Genomic DNA, 23,659 nt, shown 5'->3' with positions numbered 1-23,659 from the left:
AGCTCAGTACCGGATCGCGTCGATCACCTTCACCCGCACCGCCACGATCGCGGGCACGAGCCCGGCCAGCGCGCCCACGAGCGTCGCCGCCCCGAGCCCCAGCAGCGCCGCCTCGACCGGGAACGGCGGGATGTCGCTGATCCCGTTCTCCTTGACGAGTGCGACCGTCCACGGGTTCGTCACCAGGATCACCGCGATCGTCACGCCGACCACGCCGGCGACGACCGTCGCGACGACGCTCTCCATCATGATCGAGAAGAAGATCCGCCCCGAGGAGGCGCCGAAGCTGCGCCGGATGCCGATCTCGCGGATCCTCTGCCGCACGGTGACGAGCGCGATGTTGAGCAGTCCGAGCGCGCCGAGCGCCAGCACGAGGCCGGCGACACCGCCGATCACCCAGGTCAGCACCGCGAACGGGTCGGAGTCGTAGCTGAGGTAGTCCTGCCGGTAGACGTCCGCCTCGAAGCCCGGGCCGAGGGCCGCGGTGACGTCGCGCTTGACGGCCTCGATCAACGGGTCCGCGATCTCGAGTGGCACCCACATCTCGTAGTTCGGCAGCTGCGGCCCGCCGAACGCGGGGTCCGCCTCGGGCGCGACGGCCGAGTAGGCGTCGACGAGCATCATCGCGCTCGGAGTGGTGTCGTACTGGTTCGAGGGCGTCACCCCGATCACGACCGCGGTCGTGTCGTGCTCCCCGCCGAGGAGGGTCGCGGTCGGGTGGGTCCGCAGGTCCGGGCGCCCGAGGCGGTCCCAGAAGACCTCGTTGATCACGAGAGCAGGAGCGAGCCGCCGCTCGTCGCCCTCGGCGAACCAGCTGCCGCTCGTCAGCTCCACCCGGTGCATCTCCGCGTAGGGCTGGTCGACCGCGGTGATCCCGACGTCGACCGCGCCGTCGGTGAACTGGACGCGGGTGCCGCCGTAGGTCGTGCGGCTCGCGTAGTCGATGCGGTAGCGCTCGAGCACCTTCTCCCAGGCGTTCTGCATCACGACCGGGTCGACGACGCCCTCGGGGCCGGTCGTGTAGGCGCTGATGTACAGGCTGGCGGGCCGGCCGCCGCTGCGCTCCGAGACCTCGATGTTCGCCTGCCGGGCGATCCCGCCCGCGGCGACGACGCCGGTGAGCGCCGCGACGGCCACCGCCACGCCGATCAGCGAGAGCAGCACGCGGCCGCGGTGGATCCGCAGCTCGGTCCACGCCTCGACGATCGCGCCGACGACGCCGGTGAGGCCGCCCATCAGTGCCGCCCCGAGCTCGTCGCGGGGGCGGCGGTCGCGGACGTCGAGGCGCTGAGCCTGCCGTGGTCGAGCCGGTAGTGCCGCTCGGCGCGCGCCGCGATCGCCGGGTCGTGGGTGATGGTGACCAGGGCCGAGCCGGACTCCTGGGCGATCTCGTCGAGCAGGCTCATCACGCTCTCCCCGGTGTCGGTGTCGAGCGCGCCGGTCGGCTCGTCGGCGAGGATCAGCCGCGGACGGCGGACGAGAGCGCGCGCGATGGCGATCCGCTGCTGCTCGCCGCCGGACATCCGGCCGGGCATCGAGTCGACCCGGTGCCCCAGCCCGACCCGCTCCAGCATCTCGGCGGCCAGCGACGCCCGCCGCCAGAACTCGGTGCCGGTCGCGTAGAGCAGCGGCGTCATCACGTTCTCGCGGGCGGTGCGGCCCTCGAGCAGATTGAACTGCTGGAAGATGAAGCCGATGCTGCCGCCGCGGATCCGCGCGCGGGCCCGCGAGGAGAGCGACTCGGTGGGCTTCCCCTCGAGCAGCATCCGCCCCTCGGTCGGCTCGTCGATCAGGCCGAGGATGTTCAGGAGCGTCGACTTGCCGGAGCCGCTGCGGCCGACGACCGAGACGTGGTCGCCCTCGCCGACCTCCAGGTCGACGCCGTCGAGGATCGTCAGCGGGGGTGCGTCGGGCAGGGGGACGACCTTGCGGATCCCCTCGAGCCGCAGGATCGTGCGCTTCCCGTCGGTCACGAGCCCGTCCGTCACGAGCAGTACACCGAGCCGTCGGCGTTCTGCACGCAGTTCCCCTCGAGCTGCTCGCCCTCGCCCGCGGCGGCGCCCGGCACGAACTGCAGGATCTCGGCGCCCTCGTCCACGCCGCCGGTGACCTCGATGCTGATCCCGTCGGTGAGGCCGAGGGTGACCGGGACCTCCTCGGTCGAGCCGTCCTCGGCGAGGCGGTAGACGACGCCCGACTCGGCGGTGCCCTCGACGGCGGTGGTCGGCACGACGAGCACGTTCTCGGCGAGGCCGCCCGCGAGGGTGACGGTGGCGGCGAGGCCGGGGAACACGGTCACCTCGCCCGGGACCTGGCAGCGGAAGCTGGTGCCGGACCCGCCGGTCGCACCCGTGCCGCCGGTCTCGCCCGCGGTCGTCTCGCCCTCGCCGGCGAGCGGGGTGGTGATGGTGAGCCCGGTGCAGGTGAAGGCGGCCGGCCCGCCGGTGACGGCGATCTGCGCCTCGGTCGGCCGGTTCTGGATCCGGTAGAGCTGCTCGGCGTCGATCGAGCCGGTGACGGCGTAGGTCGGCGGGGCGACCTGGCCGGTGACCTCGCCGACGGCGACGGCCTGGTCGTGGATGACGCCGAGGGCGCTGAGCACGCCGGCGGCCGGCGCGTAGACGCGCTCGAAGCGGACGGAGGGCGGCGGCTGGGTGACGGTGACCAGGCCGTCCGCGCCGGTCGTCTCGACGGGATCGCGCACGGTCTCGACGCGGATGTCGTAGATCAGGTCGCCCGAGGCGACGGTCGCGCCCTGGGTGATGTAGACGTCGTCGACGGTGCCGACGGCGGTCGCCTTGACCGGCACGGCCGGGTCGGCGGCGACGGTGCCCTGCAGCGTGAGGTCGTTGGTGACGGTGCCGCGGCCGACGACGACGGTCGGCTCGGTCAGCTCACCGGTGGGGACGGTCGGGTCGGCCTCAGCGGATCCGTCCGGGAAGAACGCGATCTTGACCAGCGCGACCGCGACGGCCCCGATGACCACCAGCCAGAGGATCGGGAACACCCATCGTCGAACCGCACCCATGTCTGTCCCCCGACTCCGGCGCCCGTGCGCCCTGCGGCACTCCCCCGTGGCGCGCCGATCGGCAGCCTATCGACCGCGTGGCGCACCGCGCGTCAGCCGCTGTGACTACTCCGGGGGCGGACGCCCCGCCCCCCCCCCCCCCCCGCCTCATGCTGATCGAGTAGCCCGCGCAGCGGGCGTATCGAGATCCACCGGCGTCAGAAGTCGAGCTTCGCGACGACCGCAGCGACGCGGCGCGCCCGCGTCTCAGCGGCCTTCGCGCCCTCGACGGCGGTGACGTGGGCCTTCCGCGCACTCGGCGAGAGGGCGTCGAAGGCGGCGGTGGCCCCGGCCGCGCTCAGCGCGGCGGCGAGGTCCTCCGGCACGGCGACCGTGCGCGGGGCGGAGTCGAGCTCGAGGTCGACCTCGATCGCGTCCCCGCCGGCAAGACCCGACGCGGCGCGCTTCTCCGACGAGAAGGAGATCAGCGCACGGCCGCCCATCGCACCGACCGTGCCTCGGAAGGCGTAGCCGTTGACGACGACGCTCACCGCGGGCCGCTTGCCGCCGCCGAGGGCGTCGAGCACCTCGGACGGAACCTCGATGCCGGTGTTGTTGCCGATCTGGAAGAGCGTCGTCGTGTAGCGCACGGGACGAGGATGGCACGCGGTGGGGATGCCCGCCAGGGGCTCAGCAGTCGCGGTCGGCCGGGTCCTCGCCGTCCTGCCGGCCGGGATCGCCGAGCGCCGAGCGCACGGCGTCGACGGTCATCCGGCCCTCCGGATCGAGGCGGGTGAGCATCCGCGTCATGATGTCGGCGAGCTGCGGGATCTGCTCCGCGTCGAGCGGGTCGATGACGTCCGCGAGCACCGTCGCGACGTGACCCGGGGCGGTGTCGACGATCTTCTGCAGCCCGGCATCCGTGAGCACCGCGTTGGTCGCGCGCCCGTCGGTCGGGCACGGCCGGCGCTCCAGGTAGCCGCGGGCGACGAGCCGGGTGACGACGTGCGAGAGCCGCGGGAGGGTAGCGTTCGTGCGGGCGGCGAGCGTCGTCATCCGCAGGGCCCGGTCGGGCGCCTCCGACAGCATCGCGAGCGTCATGTACTCGAAGTGCGTCAGCCCCGCGTCGCGCTGCAGCTGGGTGTCGAGCGCGCCGGGCAGCAGCTCGACCACCGCGACGAACCGCAGCCACGCCGCCAGCTGCTCCTGCGTGAGCCAGCGCGTACCCGCCGCACCCGCCGCTCCCCCGTCATCCATCTCCCCACCCTACCGCTTTGTTGCCGCGACAAGTAAGCAAGCGAGCAGGACTGTGCGACGTCCCGCCTCCGAGATCGACGACCACGCACGAGGCGATCCGCGGATTCGCGTGCCAGCGAATCCACGAAGCCGAACGCACCCCGCTCCCTGGAACACGCCCCCCTCGCGAGCCGACCGCGCCGAGCCGCACAGGGGGCGGCTCGGAATCAAGCTCAGACGACGTCGTCGGACAGGTCGATCGGCGCTCCGAAGCGGTGGTTGGTGATCGAGATCGACTGCTCCCGGAGGAAGGGCAGCAGCTCCACGCGGCCGGCCGGAGTGACGGGGTCGGCGTAGATCGCGACGTCGGGCGAGCCGCCGAGCGCCTCGGCGAGCGCCGTCGACAGCGGCACCCGCGAGCCGTCCGCGCGCACGAGCGGGACGGGCTTGCCGGTGCTGCCGCGGGTCATCCCGCTGACCACGTCGGTGAAGGAGCGGGTGGAGTCGCGGACGCTCTGCAGCGCCTCGATCGAGGAGTCCGGGCCGAGCGACGGCGCGGTGCCGCCCTGGGGTCCGCCGAACTCGTCGACCCGGTCCGAGACGATGTCGCCGACGATCCGGATCCGCGAGGCGGTGATCCGGCCGGCCGCGGCGCGGGCGAGCCATTGCGCGTCCGACTCGACGACCACCTTCGGCGCCAGGCCCGCCATCTCGAGCAGCTCGTCGCCGGCGAGCATCCCGGCGACCTTGGGCGGCAGCGGGATCGACGTCGAGACGTCCAGGCGCGCCCGCACGAGCAGCGCGGCGGCGATGACGCGGAGGAGCTCGCCGAGGTCGCCGCCGTCGGCCAGCCGCACGGCGACCGGCACCCGGAGGTAGCGGAACAGGTTGCGCTCCACGCCGACCTTCGAGATGTCGGTGACGACGCCGAACTCGGTCGCCCAGGCGAGCTGGTCCGAGAGCGCGGAGCGGCGCAGCAGGTCGAACTGCTCGAACTGCAGCGAGGACTGCGCGGCCTCGATGAACTGCCGGGCGCGGTCGTCGAGGCCCCGGAGGTGCAGGGTCGTCGACGGGCGGGCCGGCGAGGGCTTCCACGAGCCGAGCCCGATCAGGTGGTTCGGGCCGCCGGCCTTGGCCCCGCCGCCGACCGAGGAGCGCTTCCAGCCGCCGAACGGCTGGCGGCGGACGATCGCCCCGGTGATGCCGCGGTTGACGTAGAGGTTGCCGGCCTCGACCGAGTCGAGCCAGAGCGCGAGCTCGTCCGAGTGCAGCGAGTGCAGCCCGGCGGTGAGGCCGTAGTCCGTGGCGTTCTGCAGGCGGATCGCGTCCTCGAGGGTCGCGGCGTGCATGATGCCGAGCACCGGGCCGAAGAACTCGGTGAGGTGGGCGTAGCTGTTCTCGGTGACGCCCTCGCGCACACCCGGCGACCACAGCCGCCCGGAGTCGTCGAGGCGCTTCGGCTCGACGAGCCAGGACTCCCCCGCGCCGAGGGTGGTCAGCGCGTGCGCGAGCTTGCCGGTCGGCTTCTCGATCAGCGGGCCCATCGCGGCGGCCGGGTCGCTCGGCCAGCCGACGCGGAGGGACGTCACGGCGTCGACCAGCTGCGCGCGGAACCGCTTCGAGCGGGCGACCGAGCCGACGAGGATCACCAGGGAGGCGGCCGAGCACTTCTGCCCGGCGTGCCCGAAGGCGCTCCGCACGATGTCGGCGACGGCGAGGTCGTAGTCCGCGTGCGGGGTGACGACGATCGCGTTCTTGCCGCTGGTCTCGGCGAGCAGCGGCAGGTCGGGGCGCCAGGAGCGGAAGAGCTTCGCCGTCTCGTAGGAGCCGGTGAGCAGCACCCGGTCGACCAGCGGGTCGGTGATCAGGGCGCGGCCGAGCGTCTCCTCGTCGAGGTCGACGAGCGCGACGAGGTCCTGCGGGATCCCGGCGTCCCAGAGCGCCTCCAGGAGCACCGCGGCCGAGCGCCGGGCCTGCGGGGCCGGCTTGACGACGACTCCGGAGCCCGCGGCGAGCGCCGCGAGGATCGAGCCGGCCGGGATCGCGACGGGGAAGTTCCACGGCGGCGCGACCACGGTCACCCGCTCGGGCACGAAGGTCGCGCCGCCGACGGCGTCCAGCTCGCGGGCGCGGGTGGCGTAGTAGTGGGCGAAGTCGATCGCCTCGGACACCTCGGGGTCGGCCTCGGCGACCGTCTTGCCGGTCTCGGAGGCCATCACCTCGATCAGCCGGTCGCGGTTGGCCGCGAGGGCGAGGCCCGCGCGGTCGAGGATCGCGGCGCGGTCGTAGCCGAGGCGCTCGCCCCAGCGCTCCGCCCGGAGCGCGACCCGGCGCAGCAGCTCCTGCAGCTCCGCCGCGTCGGTGATCCGGGCGCGGTCGGCCGCGAGGGTGCCGATGGTCGATCGCGCGATGCGATCGGTGATCAGCCGGGCCCAGCGGCGGTTGCCCGGCAGCGCCGGGTCGGTGTCGGGCTCGTTGCGGAAGGCGCTGGTCGCCGCGCTGGCCCCGGAGCCGCGGCGCAGCCCCAGCACCGCCTCGGTGAGACCCTCGGCGGCGGGGTCCTGCACGCGGGCGCCGGCGCCGGCGTGCTCGCGCACGAGGCGGAGGCCGGAGCCGGACGACCACTCGCGGAGGCGGTCCTGGGTGCGGTTCGGGGTCGGCACCGTGTCGTCGAGCGCCTCGAGCGAGGCGCGGAAGCGGCCGAGCTCGCGCTGCAGCACGCTCTCGTCCTCGAGCTCGAAGACGGCCGAGAGGAAGTTCTCCGGGCTGGAGTTCTCCTCCAAGCGGCGGATCAGGTACGAGATCGCGACGTCGAATTCGCGCGGGTGCACGACCGGCGTGTAGAGCAGGAGCCGGCCGACGTCCTCGCGGACGGCGCGCGCCTGACCGGTCGCCATCCCGAGCAGCATCTCGATGTCGACCGCGTCAGCGACGCCGCGCTCGTTGGCGGTGATCCAGGCCCAGGCGATGTCGAAGAGGTTGTGACCGGCCACGCCGATCCGGACCGCGTCCGTCCGCTCGGGCCGCAGCGCGTAGTCGAGCAGCCGCTTGTAGTTCGTGTCGGCCTCGGCCTTGCTGCCGACCGTCGCGAGCGGCCAGTCGTGGATCGCCGCGTCCACCCGCTCCATCGCGAGGTTCGCGCCCTTCACCACGCGGACCTTGATCGGCGCTCCGCCGAGCCGCCGGCGCTCGGTCGCCCACTCCGTCAGCGAGGCCAGCACGCCGAGGGCGTCGGGGAGGTACGCCTGCAGGACGATCCCGGCCTCGAGCTGCTGCATCCCCGGCTGCTCGAGGAGACGGCGGAACACCGCGACCGTGAGGTCGAGATCCCTGTACTCCTCCATGTCGAGGTTGATGAACTTGGGCTCCGGGCTCGCCGCGGCGAACTGGTAGAGCGGGGTCAGCCGCTGCACGACGCGGTCGACGGCCTCGTCGAACGCCCACATCGAGAGCTGGCTGGCGATGCTGGAGACCTTGATGCTCACGTAGTCGACGTCGTCGCGCTCGAGCAGCCGCCGGGTGCCCTCGAGGCGCCGGTCGGCTTCGCGCTCGCCGAGCACGGCCTCGCCGAGCAGGTTGAGGTTGAGGCGGTCGCCGCCCTCGCGCAGCCGGCGGATCGCCGAGCCGAGCCGGGCGTCGGAGGCGTCGACGACGAGGTGGCCCACCATCCGGCGCAGCACCTGGCGGGCCGCCGGGACGACGACCCACGGCAGCACCGGGCCGACGGCGCCGCCGGTCGCGACCGCGGCGCGCAGGTAGGAGGGGAGGAACGCGGGGGTCTTCGCGGTCAGCGCGGCGAGGTTCTCGGCCGCGACCACCGGGTCCTCCGGGCGGGCGACCCCGTCGACGAAGCCGACCGTGAAGTCGAGACCGTTCGGATCCTGCAGGACACCGGCGAGGCGCTGCGCCGCGGGGTCGACCGGGAACGCCCGGCTGCGCACCAGCCAGCGGCGCACCAGCGCCTCGACGCGCGACAGGATCGGCGCCTCGACGTCGAACTCGGGCTTCTGCCGGGGCAGCCGCAGCGCCATGCCGGTCTGGTACTGGCCGGTGTCGCTCAGGGCGTGGCGGTCGACCTTCTCGTCGCGCTCGGTCGGCTCGTCGTGCTCGGTCGGCTCGTCCGGCTCGGTCGGCTCGTCCGTCTCGTCCGTCTCGTCCGTCCGGTCCTGCGGGTCGATCGTCTCGTCCTGCTCCGGGTCGTTCCCGGGCACGGCTGAGGGCGTCGACTTCTCCATCCCCCGAGGCTATGCCCGAGCCGGTGCGACGGCCGGTCGTGTCGCCCCGTCTGTGGACACTCGACGGAGAACTGCCGCTGTGGACGACGCCGTCGAGGGGCGATGGACGCGAGCCCGGCGGAGGAGCACCATGGGCGCACCCGACACTCCCGCTCCCGATCGGAGACCCCGATGGATCCGCTGCCCATCCCCCGCGCCGCGATGATCGCCGCGCAGGCCCTGATCGACAGCTCCGCGTCCTACGACGGCGAGGCGACCGGCACCGTCAACCGCGCCGTCCTCGAGCGCGCGCTGAGCCCGATCGAGAACGGCGTGCTGGACGAGGACGGCGTCGTCGTGCCCACCTCCTCGGACGTCGCCGGCGCCGCGGTCATCTGCCTCACCTGGCTGACCGGCCGCCTCGTCGAGGCGAGCGGCCGCTCGAGCGAGGAGATCCTCTTCTCCCTGCGCGAGTTCGTCACCGAGGCGCTGCGCAGCGACGAGCCCTGACCGCCGCGCGCCAGACTGGGGACCATGGCCCGACGCGACAGGCACCGCACCCGAGACCTCTCCGAGCGCAGCGGCACCGCGCCCGGCCCGCTGCGCTCCGACACCCCCGCCGCGGTCGATCCCTCGGTCGACGTCGTGATCGTCGGCGCCGGTCACAACGGCCTGGTCGCGGCGGCCTACCTCGCCCAAGCCGGACTCGACGTCCTCGTCCTCGAGCGCGGCGCGCGCGCGGGCGGCGCGACCGTCTCGGAGTACCCGTTCCGCGGCGTCGAGGCGCGGCTCAGCCGCTACTCCTACCTCGTCAGCCTCCTGCCGCCGTCGATCCTCGCCGATCTGCGGGTCGACGTGCCGCTCGTGCGCCGCCGCTACTCCTCCTACACACCCGACCCCGCCGATCCGACGCGCGGGCTGCTCGTCGACACCGGCGACGCCCTGGCGACCGCGGACTCCTTCGCGCGGATGGGCACGCCGGAGGACGCCGAGACCTTCGCCGACTTCTCCCGGCACACCTCGCGGCTGGCGCGCGCCCTCTGGCCGACCCTCACCCAGCCGCTGCTGCGCCGGGAGGAGGCGCGGCGAAGCGTCGGCGAGGACGCGATCTGGCGGGCGATGATCGAGCGGCCGATCGGCGAGGTGATCGAGCACGGCGCGCGGCGTCCTGCTCACCGACGCGCTGATCGGCACCTTCGCCGGGGCCGGCGACGCCGACCTCGCGCAGAACCGCTGCCTGCTCTACCACGTGATCGGCGGCGGCACCGGCGACTGGGACGTCCCGGTCGGCGGCATGGGCGCCGTCTCGGGCGCGCTGGAGCGGGCGGCCCGGAACGCCGGCGCCCGGATCCTGACCGGCGCCGAGGTGACGAGCGTCGACCCGGCCGGCGACGTCGTCTACCGCCGCGGACCGCGCAGTCGGCGGGTGCGGGCGCGGTTCGTGCTCTCGAACGTCGCCCCGTTCGTCCTCGACCGGCTGCTGAGCGGCGGCGGCGAGGCCCTGCGCCCCGAGACCGTGCGCCCGGAGGCCGTCCGCCCCGAGGGCGCCCAGGTGAAGGTGAACCTGGTGCTGCGCCGCCTGCCGCGCCTGCGCGACGAGAGCGTCGCCCCGGAGGCGGCCTTCGGTGGCACCTTCCACGTCAACGAGGGCTACCGCCAGCTCGACGAGGCCCACCGCGCCGCGGAGCAGGGCCGCGTGCCCTCGCCGATCCCCTGCGAGATCTACTGCCACTCGCTGACCGATCCGACGATCCTCTCCCCGGAGCTCGCCGCGAGCGGCGCGCACACGCTCACCGTCTTCGCCCTGCACGTCCCCGACCGGCTGCTGACCGGCGACGACGCTCCGACGCGCGAGCAGCTCGAGACCGCGATCCTCGACTCGATCGACTCCGTGCTCGCCGAGCCGATCCGCGACCTGCTGCTCCTGGACGCCGACGGGAACCCCTGCATCGAGACCCGCACGACCCGCGACCTGGAGGAGAACCTCGGCCTGCCCGGCGGCCACATCTTCCACGGACCGCTGTCCTGGCCGTTCGCGGAGGACGACGAGCCGCTGGACACCCCCGCCCAGCGCTGGGGCGTGGCCACCGAGCACCCGCGGGTGCTGCTCTGCGGCGCGGGTGCGCGCCGCGGCGGCGGGGTCTCCGGGATCGGCGGCCAGAACGCGGCGATGGCGGTGCTGGAGGCGCTCGGCGCCTGAGAGCGGGACCGCCTCAGAGCACCCGGCGGGTCAGTGCCACCGGTGGTCCTGGATCGTCATCCGCGGGCCGTGCCGCGGCTTGCGCGCGCCGCTCGTCCCGATCAGGCGGATGATCCGCTGCCGGTGCCCGCGCCACGGCTCGAGCAGCTCGAGCATCCCGTCGTCGTCGACCCCGAGGCGCCCGGTCAGCGCGAAGCCGACCGCCGCGGCCAGGTGGTAGTCGCCCACGCTCACCGCGTCCGGGTCGCCGTGGGCCCGCATCATCACCTCGGACGCCGTCCACGGCCCGATGCCGGGCACCGACTGCAGGCGCTGCGCCACGACCTCGCCGCCGCGGCCGAGCGCCAGCGTGCGCTCGAGCCCCTTCGCCACCAGCGCCGCCGTCAGCACGGTGCGCGAGCGCCGCGGGTCGACACCCGCCCGGTGCCAGTCCCAGGACGGGACCCGGCGCCACTGCTCGGCCGACGGCGCCACGTGCAGCGGCACCGGCCCGGGAGCCGGCTCGCCGTGCAGCCGCACCAGCGCGCGGTAGGCGCGCCACGCCTCCGTGCTGGTGACCTTCTGCTCCAGGATCGACGGCGCCAGCATCTCGAAGACGAGGTTCGCCCGGGTCAGCCGCAGCCCCGCCGAGCGGCGCAGCACCTCGGCCAGCGGGCCGTGCGCGGAGAGGTCGAGCGCGCTCCAGTCGTCGCCATGGCCGAGCAGCTCGGGCACGTGATCGATCAGCCACTCCGCGCCCTCGCCCCAGGCCCGCGCGTGCACGGCGCCGTCGGCCGCCTGCCGCAGGTGCAGCGTGCCGGGGCCGAGCGGCGTGCGGAAGGCGCGCCAGAAGCCGGTCGCGTCGATGAGCATCGTCGGGTCGCCCGAGCCGCGCAGCAGCGTGCGCAGGGTGAGCGCGAGGCTCACCGGCACGGCGGGCGCGTAGACCGTGGCCAGGGACGGCACGGGAGCGGGGAGGGCGGACGACACGCAGCGATGCTAGCCGCGGCCGCCGACACTCGCCGAGGGACCCGGAACGGCGGGCTGATCGGGTGTCCCGCAGAACTGCCATCCACCACGTGTTCGGAGCGGTGACCGTCCCGGATTGGTTCAACCCGGAAGAACACATGCGCAATCTGGATCCCCCGATTCCGCTAGGCAGCGCCCCGATCCCGGGCGTAGTTTCGCGCTGTCGCGGCACAGTCCGTCAGCCCGGCCAACCGCCTATCACTGGAGATGCGCACATGTTCGACACCACATTCATCCGCAACGCGATCGTCAGGAGCTCGGAGACGGCTCTCGACCGTCGCCGCTTCTTCGAGGCCACCGGCGTCGCCGGACTCGGCATCGGAGCGGCGGCCCTGGCCTCCGCCCCCGCCGCCTCGGCCGAAGAGGTCGCCGCTGAGGGCCCCGGCGACGCCGCCGTCCTCAACTTCGCGCTCAACCTCGAGTACCTCGAGGCCGAGTTCTACCTCCGCGCCGTCACCGGCTCCGGCCTCGCGAGCAGCGACACCGGCGGCACCGGCAAGCTCGGCGGCGTCAAGGGCGGCCGCGCCGTCCCGTTCAAGACCCCGTGGCTGAAGTCCTTCGCCCGCGAGGTCGCCAACGACGAGAAGGCGCACGTCAAGTTCCTCCGCGGCCAGCTCGGCGCTGCCGCCGTCGCCCGCCCCTCCATCAACCTCGAGGCCAGCTTCAACGCGGCGGCAGCCGCGGCCGGCCTCATCCCCGCGGGCGGCACGTTCGACCCGTTCCTCAACGAGCAGAACTTCCTGCTCGGCGCCTTCGTCTTCGAGGACGTCGGAGTCACCGCCTACAAGGGCGCTGCCCCCCTCATCCAGTCGAAGCTCTACCTGGAGGCGGCCGCCGGCATCCTCGCGGTGGAGGCGTACCACGCCGGTGCCATCCGCTCGGCGATCTACAGCGCCGGTCTCGACGTGCAGGCGGGCAAGCTGTCCGACGCGCGCGACAGCCTCGACGGCCCCACCGACGACGACCAGGGCGTCAAGGTCGACGGGCAGGCCAACATCCAGCCCACCGACGCCAACGGCATCGCCTTCAGCCGCAACCCCGGCCAGGTCCTCAACGTCGTCTACCTGAACAGCAAGGCCGCGACCTCCGGTGGATTCTTCCCCGCCGGTGTCAACGGCGTCGTCAACACCAGCCAGGCCAACTAGTCACTGACACTCTCTAGTCCCTGAACGACGAAGGGCCCTTCCTCGAGGCGGCGAGGAGGGGCCCTTCGTCGTCTCCGGCCGGAGCGGGCGACCCGACCCCGTGCCCGCGTCCTCTACTCTGAGCGGGTGAAGATCGGGATCCTGACCTCCGGGGGCGACTGCCCCGGGCTGAACGCCGTCATCCGCGGTGCCGTGTACAAGGGCATCAAGGTGTACGACCAAGAATTCGTGGGCTTCCGCAACGGGTGGCGCGGAGTGGTCGACGGCGACCTCCTCCCCCTCGGGCGGCCCGAGATCCAGGGCATCGCCAAGCAGGGCGGCACGATCCTCGGCACGAGCCGGACGAACCCCTTCGAGGGCGACAACGGCGGCCCCGAGAAGATCGCCGAGATGATGGACCGCAACGGCATCGACTCGATCATCGCGATCGGCGGCGAGGGCACCCTGGCCGCCGCGAAGCGCCTCACCGACGCGGGCCTCAAGATCGTCGGCGTCCCCAAGACCATCGACAACGACCTCGGCGCCACCGACTACACCTTCGGCTTCGACACCGCCGTCGGCATCGCCACCGACGCGATGGACCGCCTGCGCACCACCGGCGACTCGCACGGCCGCTGCATGGTCGCCGAGGTCATGGGCCGCCACGTCGGCTGGATCGCGCTGCACTCCGGCATGGCCGCCGGCGCGCACGTGATCCTCATCCCCGAGAAGAAGACCTCGATCGAGCAGATCGTCGAGTGGGTGCAGAGCGCGCAGGACCGCGGTCGCGCCCCGCTCGTCGTCGTCGCCGAGGGCTTCTCGCTCGACTCGATGGACGACGCGCACTCCGAGCGCGGCCTCGACGCCTTCGGCCGTCCGCGCCTGGGTGGCATCGGCGAGATGCTCGCCCCGATGATCGAGGACCGCACCGGCATCGAGACCCGCGCCACCACACTCGGCCACATCCAGCGCGGCGGCACCCCCAGCGCCTTCGACCGCGTGCTCGCCACCCGCCTCGGCATGGCCGCGGCCGACTCCGTCGTCGCCGAGCACTGGGGCCGCATGGTCGCCCTGCGCGGCACCGACATCTACCACGTCGACTTCGCCGAGGCCCTCGGCACCCTGAAGACGGTGCCCGACTCCCGCTACGAGGAGGCGCGCACCCTCTTCGGGTAGCGCGGATCTCGAGACGCCTGCTGCGCGGGCTGCTCGATCAGCAAGCTCCCTGCTGGTCGAGCAGCCGCGCAGCGGCGCACCGAGACCCGCCGTCGTCAGCCCTTCGCGCCGTCCGGCGTCGCCGTCGCGACCAGCACCGCACGCGCGAGCGTGTGGAAGTGCACGTTGAAGCCGAGGATCGCCGGCGTCGACTCCGGGTCGAGCTCGAGCTCCTCGACGTCGAGCGCGTGCACGACGAAGAAGTAGCGGTGCTCGCGGTCCGGCGGTGCCGCTCCGATGAACTGGCGCAGCCGCATCTCGTTCGGCAGCGTCTGAGCGCCCGCGGGCAGCAGCTCGAATCCGGCCGCCCCGGCGCCGGTCGGCAGCTCGGTCGTGTCGGCCGGCAGGTTGTAGACCGCCCAGTGCCAGAAGCCCGAGCCGGTGGGCGCGTCCGGATCGAACACGGTCACCGCGAAGCTCTTGGTCTCGGCGGGCGCTCCCGACCAGCGCAGCTGCGGCGAGACGTCCTCGCCGCCCGAGCCCTCGCCGTAGTGGCGCGGGGCGAGCGCTGCGCCGTCGCTGATGTCGTCGCTCTCGAGGGTGAAGGTCGGCACCTCGCCGAGGCGGGCGTAGGGGTCGTAGTTCCAGTCGGACATCCGGTTCTCCGTTCGGGCGCGGCAGTCGCGCGCCTCCGACCAGCCTAGGAACCGACGGCCGCAGGTCGAGGGCTTGCGCCGCTCACGCCACGCCGCTCAGGAACCGAGGTAGCGCCCGGGCCGGTGGTTGAAGGCGAGCACCAGATTCAGCACCACGACGCCCGCGGCCGAGATCAGCACGTTGAGCGGCGGTACCACCAGCAGCGCCGCGACGACCACGCAGGCGTCGAGCGCCATCATCACGTAGCCCGCCCGCCAGCCCAGCCGCTCCTGGGCGAGGAGGGCCAGGATGCTGAAACCGCCCAGGCTCGAGCCGTGCCGGAACAGGATGAGCAGGCCGATCCCCGCGAGCACGTCGCCGGTGAGCACCCCGTAGACCGGATCGATCCGGATCGTGCCGAAGGCGAGCGGGTGCAGCCCGGCGAGCACCGACACCAGCACGATCGAGGACATCGTCCGGAGGGTGAACCGCCAGCCCTTCTTCCACAGCGAGAGCGCCAGGAACGGCAGGTTGACGACGATCAGGATCACACCGAACGGGATCGGCACGACGTAGCCCAGCAGAAGCGCGAGCCCCGCGGTCCCACCGGTCACCGCCTCGCTCGCGCGGAGCAGGAACAGGCCGAGCGAGACGACGAACGCACCGGTCACGAGGCCGAAGACGTCCTCGAAGCGGCTGTGCGGCACGGGGAGAGGGGCGTCGGTCACCGGGAGATGCTGTCACACCCGCGTTGCCGGAGCGTTTCGGCCGACCCGGCCCGGCCCTCGTAGGATGACCCGGTGCTGCCGAAGATCCTGCTGTTCTACCGCTTCGTGCCGCTCGCCGACCCCGAGTCCGTCCGGCTCTGGCAGCGCGAGCTCGCCGAGCACCTCGGCCTGCGCGGCCGGGTCCTGCTCTCGAAGGACGGTGTCAACGGCACCCTCGGCGGCGAGATGGATGCGCTCAAGCGCTGGGTCCGCCGCACCCGCGAGCACTCCGCCTTCCGCGGTCTCGAGGTGAAGTGGAGCGACGGCTCGGGCCTGGACGAGGAGGGTCGCAGCGTCGACTTCCCCGGGCTCTCGGTGAAGGTGCGCGAGGAGATCGTGTCGTTCGGAGCGCCCGAGGAGCTGCGGGTGGACGAGTCCGGCGTCGTCGGCACCGGCACTCGGCTCGCGCCCGACGAGGTCGACGCCCTGGTCGCCGAGCGCGACGACGTGGTCTTCTTCGACGGGCGCAACGCCTTCGAGGCCGAGATCGGCCGCTTCGACGGCGCCGTCGTGCCGGGAGTCGCGAGCACCCGGGAGTTCGTCGAGCAGCTCGACTCCGGCGCCTACGACCACCTCAAGGGCCGGCCGGTCGTCACCTACTGCACCGGCGGGATCCGCTGCGAGGTGCTCTCGAGCCTGATGCTCGCCCGCGGCTTCGGCGAGGTGTACCAGCTCGACGGCGGCATCGTCCGCTACCAGGAGGCCCGCCGCGACACGGGGCTCTGGCGCGGTGCGCTCTACGTCTTCGACGGGCGCGGCTCGCTGACCTTCTCCCCGGACGCCGAGGTGCTCGGCCGCTGCGCCGTCTGCGCGGCGCCGACCAGCCGGATGCGCAACTGCGCCGATCCCGCCTGCCGCGCCCAGCTCGTCGTCTGCGAGGGCTGCGGGAGCGCGGCCTGCGCGGCGCACCGCGGGGACGTCGCGGAGCGGGCTACGGTGCTCGGATGAGCATCGAAGCGCGCGGCCGCACCCTCGTCGACCTCCACACCGCCCCCGAGCTGCTGAGCGTGGTGAACGTCTGGGACGTGGTCTCGGCGACCACGATCACCGCCCTCCCCGAGACCCGGGCGCTCGCGACGGCGAGCCACTCGATCGCCGCGACCTTCGGCTACGAGGACGGCGAGCGGATCCCGCTCGACCTGCACCTGGGGATGATCGAGCGGATCGTCGCCGCGGTCGACGTGCCCGTCTCGGCCGATCTCGAGGCCGGCTACGGCGACGCGGGCGAGACGATCCGCCGCGCGATCGAGGTCGGCGTCGTCGGCGCGAACCTCGAGGACCAGGCGAAGCCGCTCGCCGAGGCGCTGCGCTCCGTCGAGAAGGCGGTCGCCGCCGCCGAGGAGGAGGCCGTGCCCTTCGCCCTCAACGCCCGCACCGACGTCTTCCTCCGCGCCGGCGACCGCGACCGCGGCGAGGTGCTCGCCGACGCGATCGAGCGCGGACGCGCCTACCTCGACGCGGGGGCGACCTGCTTCTTCGTCCCCGGCCTGCTCCAGGACGCGGAGCTCGAGGCCCTCGTGGCCGCGCTCGGCCGCCAGCGGGTCAGCGTGATCGGCGTCCCCGGCTCGCAATCGCCCGCGCGATTCGAGGAGCTCGGCCTCGCCCGCGTCTCCTACGGACCGTGGACGCAGCGCGTCGCGCTGACCGCCCTGCAGGACGCGGCGACCGCCCTCTACGCCGGCGGCGCGCTGCCCGAGGGCACCCGGCCGCTGAACTGACCCCGCCGCCCGGGCGCGTTCCGCGCGCTCGGGCGTAGCGTGGGCTCATGTTCCGAGCCGTCGTCGTCGAGCAGCACTCCTCCTCCGACACCGAGACCCCGAATCGCGCACGACTGACCGAGCGGGACGATCCCGACCGCTCGCACGGGGACGTGACCCTCGCCGTCGAGTACTCGAGCGTGAACTACAAGGACGCCCTCGCTCTCGCCGGCCGGCCGGGTGTGGTGCGCCGCACCCCGCTGATCGCGGGCATCGACGTCGTCGGCACGGTCGAGTACGCGGACGGCGCCGCAGCTGAGCGCTTCGACTCCGGCGACCGCGTGGTGCTCAACGGCGCCGGCCTCGGCGAGCGCTTCGACGGCGGCTTCACCGAGCGGGCCCGCGTCGACTCCGCGTCGCTGCTGCGCATCCCCGGCGCGATCTCCTCCGCCCGCGCCGGCGCGATCGGCACCGCCGGCTTCACCGCGATGCTCGCCGTCCTCGCCCTCGAGCGGCACGGCGTCCGCCCCGGCGACGGACCGGTGCTGGTCACCGGCGCCTCGGGCGGCGTGGGCTCCCTCGCCGTCGCGCTGCTCGCGAAGCTCGGCCACGAGGTGGTCGCCTCGACCGGGCGCGCGGACGAGCACGGCGAGCTGCTCCAGCGCCTGGGCGCGACGGAGGTCCTCGACCGGGCCGAGCTGTCCGAGAAGGGCAGGCCGCTGCAGTCCGAGCGCTGGGCAGGCGCGATCGACTCCGCCGGCTCGCACACCCTCGCCAACGCGCTCGCGCAGACCCGCTGGGGTGGGACCGTCGCCGCCTGCGGTCTCGCGCAGGGCGGCGACCTGCCCGCGACGGTGATGCCGTTCATCCTGCGCGGAGTGACGCTCGCGGGCATCAACTCGGTGGAGGCACCGAGGAAGCTCCGCGAGGAGGCCTGGCGCCGGCTGGCCCACGACCTCGACCTGGAGCTGCTCGACGGCCTGACCACGGCGGTGCCGCTCGCGGGCGCGATCGACGCCGCGGCCGACCTGCTGGAAGGGCGCGCGCACGGGCGCACGCTGGTCGACGTCCGGGGCTGACGCTCCGGAGCTCGGGTCGCGCGGCGGTCCGAGCTACTCGGCGGCCTCGGTCGCGCCACTGGGCTCGGCGGAGGCGTGACCCACGGAGGAGTCGGGGCGCGGCTTCGCGGCGGGCTTCTTCGCGGTCGGCTTCTTCGCTGCGGGCTTCTCGGGCGCAGGCGCCTCGGTGGCGGTCTTCTCAGCGACCGGCTTCTCGCGCGCCGACTTCTCGGGCGCCGGCTTCTTCGCGGGCGCCTTCTTCGCCGCGGGCTTCTTCGCGACGGTCTCCTTCTCGGCCGGCGTCTCCTCCGCAGGCGTCTCCTCCGCGAGCGTCTCCTCCGCGGGCGTCTGCTCGTCCCTGCGCTCCGCCTCCGCCTGCGCTGCAGCCAGGCGCTCGGCGGCCTGCTCGGCGACGGCCGGCACGACGACGAGGTCGTCCGTCTCGATGACGGGGATCGCCGAGGTCGCGGTCCCCAGCTGCAGCGCCGCGATCAGCTCCGGGGCGTGCTTCGTGCTGACGATCAGGCGCGAGTACTCCTCGTCGACGAGGTCGATCACCACCGCAGCGGCCGTCCGCTTGATCAGCAGGAAGTCCTTGCCGCCGTGGAACTTCCAGGTGCCGGCCGCGAGGGTCAGGGGCACCGCGGTCCCCGGCGCCCGGATCCCGCGCACCCAGATCCACGGATCCTCGGTGACGGTCGCCGAGCGGATGCTCGAGCGCTCGACGACGACGTCGCCGCGGTGCAGGGCGAGCACCCGTTCGGCGCGGGTCAGGCGGAGTTCGAGGCGGTCGGGGAGCACGGTCACGACGGGCATGCCCCTAGTCTGCCCCGCCCATCGCACTCGGCGCCCGGGGGTCGCGGTGGCAGCATGGAGGGATGGCCACGGATCCGGACGAGCGGCGACTCCTCGACGTGCGCCTCGCCGAGCGGCAGGCCGAGGCTCGGCGCGAGGCGGCCGCACTCGATGAGTCCCTCCGCGAGCTCCTCCTCGACCGCGCCGACGGCACCGCCGACGACGAGCACGATCCGGAGGGCACCCCGCTCTCGGCGGAGTGGTCGCGGATGGCCGGGGTGCGCGACGCTCTCGCGCGCACCGAGCGCGATCTCGCCGCCGCCCGCGCGCGCCTCGCCGCCGGCGACTACGGCGACTGCGCCCGCTGCGGCCGCCCGATCGGCGCCGCCCGCCTCGAGGCCCGCCCCACCGCCGACCTCTGCATCGACTGCGCCCGCGCCGCCGAGTCCCGCCGCCGCTGACGGCGGTTCCGCCCCCGCTGACGGCGGTTCCGCCCCCGCTGACGGCGGTTCCGCCCCCGCACCTGAAGGCCCCCACAGGCCAAGGCGTGCAGAAACCCGGGTGCTCCTGCGAGAGTTCACATGCGGTCGTACCCCCGATGGGTGGTCCCGCTCCCCCTCCCCCTTTCTCCCGCCTCTCGAAAGGCCTCCCTCCGCATGACCGAGACGTCGTCCGACCGCGTGACCGGCGCCCCGCCGGCCCCCGACCGCCGCGCCTGGCGCTCCCTCGTGGTCCTCCTGGCGGGCATGTTCATCGCCCTGCTCGACACCACCATCGTGAACGTCGCCCTGCCGACGATCCGCACCACCCTCGACGCCTCCGAGTCGACGCTCTCCTGGATCATCTCGGGCTACGCGCTCGCCTTCGGCCTCGCGCTGATCCCGGCCGGCCGCCTCGGCGACCGCTTCGGGCACAAGTGGGTCTTCGTCAGCGGCGTCGCGCTGTTCACCGTCGCGAGCTTCGCCTGCGGCCTGGCCGCCGACGACGTCCAACTCGTCATCGCGCGCGTCGTGCAGGGCCTCGCGGGCGGGATCTTCGTCCCGGCGGTCAACGCCTACATCCAGATCCTCTTCCGCGGCCCCGCCCGCGGCAAGGCGTTCGCGGTGATGGGCGCCGTCCTCGGCGTCTCGTCGGCGCTCGGCCCGATCATCGGCGGTCTGATCATCCAGGCCTTCGGCGACGAGAACGGCTGGCGCCTGGTCTTCTGGGTCAACCTGCCGATCGGCGTCGCGACGCTCATCGCCGCCGCGATGCTGCTGCCGACCCGCCGCGAGCTCCAGGACGGCGACCGCGCCCCGAGCGGCGGCGTCGACTGGCTCGGGCTGATCCTCGTCTCGGGCGGGCTCGTCGCGCTGCTCGTGCCGCTGATCCAGGGCGAGGACGAGGGCTGGCCGCTCTGGACCTTCCTCTCGATCGCCGGCGGCGTGATCCTCCTCGCCGCGTTCGGCGCCTGGGAGGTCGCGTACACCCGCCGCGGCCGCGCGCCGCTCGTCCCGCCGACCCTGTTCCGCCACCCCGCCTTCACCGGCGGCGTGATCCTGGCGCTGGTCTACTTCGCGGCCTTCACGAGCATCTTCTTCACCATCTCGCTGCTCTGGCAGTCCGGCCTCGGCCACACGGCGCTGGAGTCGGGCCTCGTCTCGATCCCCTTCGCGATCGGCAGCATCGTCAGCTCCTCGCAGAGCAACCGCCTCACCGCGAAGCTCGGCCGCAACGTCCTGGTGCTCGGCAGCGGACTGCTCGCCGTCGGCCTGATCTGGGTGTGGCTGGTGCTGCTGACCGCGACGCCCGACTCGATCACCAACTGGCAGCTGCTCGCGCCGCTGTTCATCGCGGGCATCGGCAACGGCTTCTTCATCGCGCCGAACGTGCAGTTCATCGTCTCGACGGTCGACCCGCAGGACGCGGGCGCGGCCAGTGGCGTGATCTCGGCGATCCAGCGGATCGGCTCGGCGGTCGGCATCGCCGCGATCGGCAGCATCCTCTTCGGCGGCCTGGTCATCACCGGCCCGGACACCGTCGCCTCGGGCTTCCTCGACGCCGCGGCCCCGGCGATGCTGGTCAGCGCGCTGATGGCGATCGCCGCCTTCGCGCTCGTCTTCGTGCTGCCGAAGTCGGTGTCACGCCGGGGCTGATCCCCGGCGCGACCGCCTACTCCTGCGGGCGCGCTGCCGCCGCGGCCTTCGCGGCGGCCGGCAGCGCGTCGACGATCCGGCCGATCGCCGCGTCGTCGTGCGCGGCCGAGACGAACCACGCCTCGAACACCGACGGCGGCAGCGAGACGCCCGCGTCGAGCATCGCGTGGAAGAAGGCCGGGTAGCGGTACGACTCCTGCGCCTGGACCTGGGCGTAGTCGCGCACCGGTCCACCGATGTCGGTGAACATGAAGCTGAAGAGGCTGCCCGCGCTCTGCACCGTGTGCACGACGCCCTCGGCCGAGAGCGCCGCCGAGACCTCGCGCTGCAGCGTCACGGCGGTGCGGTCGAGCGAGGCGTAGACGGCGTCGTCGGCGAGCTGCAGGGTGCGGATGCCGGCGGCCACGGCGACCGGGTTCCCGGAGAGCGTGCCCGCCTGGTACACCGGCCCGAGCGGGGCCAGGTGGTCCATCACGTCCGCGCGGCCGCCGAGCGCCGCGACCGGCATCCCGCCGCCGATGACCTTGCCGAAGGTGTAGAGGTCGGCGACGTAGGGCGCCTCGGCACCATCCGCACCGGCGCCCGCGTTCTCCAGCCCCCACCAGCCGCCGGCGCTCACGCGGAAGCCGGTGAGCACCTCGTCCATGATCAGCAGCGAGCCGTTGGCGTGCACGAGCTCGGCCAGTGCCGCGTTGAAGCCCGGCGCGGGCGGGACGACGCCCATGTTCGCGGCGGCCGCCTCGGTGATCACCGCGGCGATCTCGGAGCCGCGCTCGGCGAGGACCGCGCGCACCGCGTCGAGGTCGTTGTAGGGCAGCACGATCGTCTGCGCGGCGGTGGCCGCGGTGACGCCGGCCGACGCGGGCAGGGCGAGCGTCGCGAGGCCGGAGCCGGCGTCGGCGAGCAGGCCGTCGGAGTGGCCGTGGTAGTGGCCGGAGAACTTGATCAGCAGGTCGCGGCCGGTGACCCCGCGGGCCAGGCGGATCGCGGTCATCGTCGCCTCGGTGCCGGTGGAGACCAGGCGCAGCTTCTCGATCGGCGACACTCCGCCGGCCGTGATCCGCGCCTCCACCAGCTCGGCGAGCTCGGTCTCGGCCGGGGTCGACGCGCCGAAGGAGAGCCCGCGAGCCGCCGCCTCCTGCACGGCGGCGACGACCTCGGGGTGCGCGTGGCCGAGGACGGCCGGACCCCAGGAGCAGACCAGGTCGACGTACTCGCGGCCGTCGGCGTCGGTGATGTACGGGCCGGTCGCCGACACCATGAACCTCGGGGTCCCGCCGACCGAGCGGAAGGCGCGGACCGGCGAGTTCACGCCGCCGGGGATCGCGTGCCGGGCACGCTCGTACAGGGTGTCGTTCGCGGTGGGAGTCACCCGACCACGATACGGCGCGGACCCTTCACGGAGGATGTGCCTACTTCAGCAGATCGTTCGCCAGCTCGACGGCCCAGTAGGTGAGCACGGCGTCGGCGCCGGCGCGGACGATGCCGGTGACCGACTCCACGATCGCGGCCTCGCGGTCGATCCAGCCGTTCGCGGCGGCGGCCTCGATCATCGCGTACTCGCCGGACACCTGGTACGCCCAGACCGGCACGTCGGAGATCGCGGCGACGTCCGAGAGCACGTCGAGGTAGGACATCGCCGGCTTCACCATCACGACGTCCGCGCCCTCGGCGAGGTCGAGCGTCGCCTCGCGCAGCCCCTCGCGGCGGTTCGCCGGGTCCTGCTGGTAGGTGCGGCGGTCGCCCTCGAGCGTCGACTGCACGGCCTCGCGGAAGGGGCCGTAGAAGCTGGAGGCGTACTTCGCGGAGTAGGCGAGGATCGCCGTGTCGAGGTGGCCGGCGCCGTCGAGGGCCGCGCGGATCGCGCGGACCTGGCCGTCCATCATCCCGGAGAGCCCGAGCAGGTGCGAGCCGGCCTCGGCCTGCGCGAGCGCCATCTGCTCGTAGCGGAGCAGCGTCGCGTCGTTGTCGACCCGGCCGTGCGCGTCGAGGACGCCGCAGTGCCCGTGGTCGGTGAACTCGTCGAGGCAGAGATCGGTCTGCACGACGAGCGCGTCGCCGACCTCCTCGACGACGACCCGCGTGGCGGCGTTGAGCACGCCGTCGGGGTCGGTCGCTCCGGAGCCCACCGCGTCGCGGGTGGTCGGCACGCCGAACAGCATGACGCCGCCGAGCCCCGCCTCGGCCGCCTCGGTCACCGCGCGGCGGACGCTGTCCAGCGAGTGGTGCGACACCCCCGGCATCGAGCCGATCGGCTGAGGCTCCGTGATCCCCTCGGCGACGAAGAGCGGGAGGACGAGCTGGGCGGGGTGGACGCGCGTCTCCCGCACGAGCCGGCGGAGGGCCGGGGTCGTGCGGAGGCGCCGCGGGCGGATCGCGGTCATGCCTCCAGCCTAAGCCGGGCTCGCGTCGCGCCCCCTGACCGCAGAACATCAGCTGACAGTCCATCTCGACCGCCATCGCCGGTGACCGTGGTGCACAGCTGATGGTGAGTCCTCACCAAGCGCCCCGCTTGCCGGTCTGTCCCCTGAATCGACTCCGCTGAGCCCCGCACCAGGTCGGCAGCCGCGAGATTTCAGCGCGTGCATTCTCTCCTCTCCTCGCGGCCGGCGGCGGCTTCGCTCCGG

The 23,659-nt window shown here is 73.5% G+C and carries 20 protein-coding genes and 1 pseudogene; 9 read left to right on the top strand and 12 right to left on the bottom strand.

The genetic code is table 11. The annotated features are described in order from the left end of the window. Positions 1–3: 3 nt before the first annotated feature. The 6 genes from MT350_RS01030 to MT350_RS01005 form a co-directional block, all read right to left on the bottom strand. A complete protein-coding gene (locus MT350_RS01030; RefSeq protein WP_132434806.1) occupies positions 4–1,236 on the bottom strand; it encodes an ABC transporter permease in 1,233 nt (410 codons plus the stop codon). Then, complete coding sequence (locus MT350_RS01025) at positions 1,236–1,973, bottom strand: ABC transporter ATP-binding protein (protein WP_123735562.1); 738 nt, start codon at positions 1,971–1,973, stop codon at positions 1,236–1,238. The genes MT350_RS01030 and MT350_RS01025 overlap by 1 nt, the downstream gene beginning before the upstream one ends. Positions 1,974–1,984: 11 nt before the next feature. Next, positions 1,985–3,007, bottom strand: coding sequence for an efflux RND transporter periplasmic adaptor subunit (locus MT350_RS01020; RefSeq protein WP_243615254.1), 1,023 nt, complete (start codon positions 3,005–3,007; stop codon positions 1,985–1,987). A gap of 218 nt (positions 3,008–3,225) precedes the next feature. Beyond that, positions 3,226–3,657 carry a DUF1905 domain-containing protein gene (locus tag MT350_RS01015; RefSeq protein ID WP_243615253.1) on the bottom strand — a complete coding sequence of 144 codons (432 nt, stop codon included), beginning with the start codon at positions 3,655–3,657 and terminating at the stop codon, positions 3,226–3,228. A gap of 40 nt (positions 3,658–3,697) precedes the next feature. After that, positions 3,698–4,264: a MarR family winged helix-turn-helix transcriptional regulator gene (locus tag MT350_RS01010; RefSeq protein ID WP_123734904.1), complete on the bottom strand. Its 567-nt coding sequence runs from the start codon at positions 4,262–4,264 to the stop codon at positions 3,698–3,700. 212 nt (positions 4,265–4,476) lie between these two features. Continuing rightward, positions 4,477–8,274, bottom strand: a complete 3,798-nt coding sequence (locus MT350_RS01005) for a proline dehydrogenase family protein (protein WP_374206633.1) — start codon at positions 8,272–8,274, stop codon at positions 4,477–4,479. A 375-nt stretch (positions 8,275–8,649) separates the two neighbouring features. On the opposite strand from MT350_RS01005, the gene MT350_RS01000 reads away from it, so the two are divergent. Continuing rightward, positions 8,650–8,967 carry a hypothetical protein gene (locus tag MT350_RS01000; RefSeq protein ID WP_123701821.1) on the top strand — a complete coding sequence of 106 codons (318 nt, stop codon included), beginning with the start codon at positions 8,650–8,652 and terminating at the stop codon, positions 8,965–8,967. Positions 8,968–9,057: 90 nt separating this feature from the next. After that, positions 9,058–10,657, top strand: a pseudogene (locus MT350_RS00995) (phytoene desaturase family protein). A 30-nt stretch (positions 10,658–10,687) separates the two neighbouring features. On the opposite strand, the gene MT350_RS00990 reads toward MT350_RS00995, so the two are convergent. Beyond that, positions 10,688–11,626 (bottom strand): DNA-3-methyladenine glycosylase, encoded by a 939-nt coding sequence (locus MT350_RS00990; protein ID WP_243615251.1) that lies wholly within the window; start codon positions 11,624–11,626, stop codon positions 10,688–10,690. 254 nt (positions 11,627–11,880) lie between these two features. Between MT350_RS00990 and MT350_RS00985 the strand changes: the two genes are divergently transcribed. Both MT350_RS00985 and MT350_RS00980 read left to right on the top strand, forming a co-directional pair. Continuing rightward, positions 11,881–12,810, top strand: coding sequence for a ferritin-like domain-containing protein (locus tag MT350_RS00985; protein WP_123701817.1), 930 nt, complete (start codon positions 11,881–11,883; stop codon positions 12,808–12,810). Positions 12,811–12,936: 126 nt separating this feature from the next. Next, positions 12,937–13,965, top strand: coding sequence for a 6-phosphofructokinase (locus tag MT350_RS00980; protein WP_123701816.1), 1,029 nt, complete (start codon positions 12,937–12,939; stop codon positions 13,963–13,965). A 95-nt stretch (positions 13,966–14,060) separates the two neighbouring features. On the opposite strand, the gene MT350_RS00975 is transcribed toward MT350_RS00980, so the two are convergent. Continuing rightward, positions 14,061–14,600, bottom strand: coding sequence for a YbhB/YbcL family Raf kinase inhibitor-like protein (locus MT350_RS00975; protein WP_159423505.1), 540 nt, complete (start codon positions 14,598–14,600; stop codon positions 14,061–14,063). A 96-nt stretch (positions 14,601–14,696) separates the two neighbouring features. Beyond that, on the bottom strand, positions 14,697–15,308 hold the full coding sequence (locus tag MT350_RS00970) for a YitT family protein (protein WP_243615250.1): 612 nt from the start codon (positions 15,306–15,308) through the stop codon (positions 14,697–14,699). 72 nt (positions 15,309–15,380) lie between these two features. On the opposite strand from MT350_RS00970, the gene MT350_RS00965 reads away from it, so the two are divergent. The 3 genes from MT350_RS00965 to MT350_RS00955 are packed head-to-tail and all read left to right on the top strand — an operon-like array spanning position 15,381 to position 18,123. Beyond that, on the top strand, positions 15,381–16,295 hold the full coding sequence (locus MT350_RS00965) for a rhodanese-related sulfurtransferase (RefSeq protein ID WP_243615249.1): 915 nt from the start codon (positions 15,381–15,383) through the stop codon (positions 16,293–16,295). Next, a complete protein-coding gene (locus MT350_RS00960; RefSeq protein ID WP_243615248.1) occupies positions 16,292–17,065 on the top strand; it encodes an isocitrate lyase/phosphoenolpyruvate mutase family protein in 774 nt (257 codons plus the stop codon). Before MT350_RS00965 ends, MT350_RS00960 begins: the two co-directional genes overlap by 4 nt. Positions 17,066–17,112: 47 nt before the next feature. Next, positions 17,113–18,123: an MDR family oxidoreductase gene (locus MT350_RS00955; RefSeq protein ID WP_243615247.1), complete on the top strand. Its 1,011-nt coding sequence runs from the start codon at positions 17,113–17,115 to the stop codon at positions 18,121–18,123. 33 nt (positions 18,124–18,156) lie between these two features. Here MT350_RS00955 and MT350_RS00950 read toward each other — a convergent pair whose 3' ends face one another. After that, positions 18,157–18,918 (bottom strand): hypothetical protein, encoded by a 762-nt coding sequence (locus MT350_RS00950; RefSeq protein WP_243600449.1) that lies wholly within the window; start codon positions 18,916–18,918, stop codon positions 18,157–18,159. Positions 18,919–18,980: 62 nt separating this feature from the next. Here MT350_RS00950 and MT350_RS00945 point away from each other — a divergent pair, with 62 nt between their 5' ends. Both MT350_RS00945 and MT350_RS00940 read left to right on the top strand, forming a co-directional pair. Beyond that, positions 18,981–19,358, top strand: coding sequence for a TraR/DksA C4-type zinc finger protein (locus MT350_RS00945; RefSeq protein WP_243600448.1), 378 nt, complete (start codon positions 18,981–18,983; stop codon positions 19,356–19,358). 195 nt (positions 19,359–19,553) lie between these two features. Then, a complete protein-coding gene (locus MT350_RS00940; protein WP_243580999.1) occupies positions 19,554–21,032 on the top strand; it encodes an MFS transporter in 1,479 nt (492 codons plus the stop codon). Positions 21,033–21,048: 16 nt separating this feature from the next. On the opposite strand, the gene hemL is transcribed toward MT350_RS00940, so the two are convergent. After that, entirely contained in the window at positions 21,049–22,404 is a 1,356-nt protein-coding gene (hemL, locus tag MT350_RS00935) for a glutamate-1-semialdehyde 2,1-aminomutase (protein ID WP_243615246.1), read from the bottom strand. Between the two features lie 40 nt (positions 22,405–22,444). Further along, entirely contained in the window at positions 22,445–23,416 is a 972-nt protein-coding gene (hemB, locus tag MT350_RS00930) for a porphobilinogen synthase (RefSeq protein WP_243615245.1), read from the bottom strand. Between the last annotated feature and the right edge of the window lie 243 nt (positions 23,417–23,659).

The organism is Rathayibacter sp. VKM Ac-2928 (assembly GCF_022815545.1).
GTDB classification, from domain to species: Bacteria; Actinomycetota; Actinomycetes; order Actinomycetales; family Microbacteriaceae; genus Rathayibacter; species Rathayibacter festucae.
The sequence above is the reverse complement of the archived record's forward strand: the minus strand, read 5'-3'. Positions and strand labels throughout refer to the sequence as shown.

Bases quoted from the DNA above. Each gene is read 5' to 3' on its own strand.
- MT350_RS01030 (WP_132434806.1), bottom strand. From the start codon at position 1,236: ATGGGCGGCCTCACCGGCGTCGTCGGCGCGATCGTCGAGGCGTGGACC.
- MT350_RS01010 (WP_123734904.1), bottom strand. From the start codon at position 4,264: ATGGATGACGGGGGAGCGGCGGGTGCGGCGGGTACGCGCTGGCTCACG.
- MT350_RS01005 (WP_374206633.1), bottom strand. From the start codon at position 8,274: ATGGCGCTGCGGCTGCCCCGGCAGAAGCCCGAGTTCGACGTCGAGGCG.
- MT350_RS01000 (WP_123701821.1), top strand. From the start codon at position 8,650: ATGGATCCGCTGCCCATCCCCCGCGCCGCGATGATCGCCGCGCAGGCC.
- MT350_RS00985 (WP_123701817.1), top strand. From the start codon at position 11,881: ATGTTCGACACCACATTCATCCGCAACGCGATCGTCAGGAGCTCGGAG.
- MT350_RS00975 (WP_159423505.1), bottom strand. From the start codon at position 14,600: ATGTCCGACTGGAACTACGACCCCTACGCCCGCCTCGGCGAGGTGCCG.
- MT350_RS00960 (WP_243615248.1), top strand. From the start codon at position 16,292: ATGAGCATCGAAGCGCGCGGCCGCACCCTCGTCGACCTCCACACCGCC.
- MT350_RS00955 (WP_243615247.1), top strand. From the start codon at position 17,113: ATGTTCCGAGCCGTCGTCGTCGAGCAGCACTCCTCCTCCGACACCGAG.
- MT350_RS00950 (WP_243600449.1), bottom strand. From the start codon at position 18,918: ATGCCCGTCGTGACCGTGCTCCCCGACCGCCTCGAACTCCGCCTGACC.
- MT350_RS00945 (WP_243600448.1), top strand. From the start codon at position 18,981: ATGGCCACGGATCCGGACGAGCGGCGACTCCTCGACGTGCGCCTCGCC.
- MT350_RS00940 (WP_243580999.1), top strand. From the start codon at position 19,554: ATGACCGAGACGTCGTCCGACCGCGTGACCGGCGCCCCGCCGGCCCCC.
- hemB (WP_243615245.1), bottom strand. From the start codon at position 23,416: ATGACCGCGATCCGCCCGCGGCGCCTCCGCACGACCCCGGCCCTCCGC.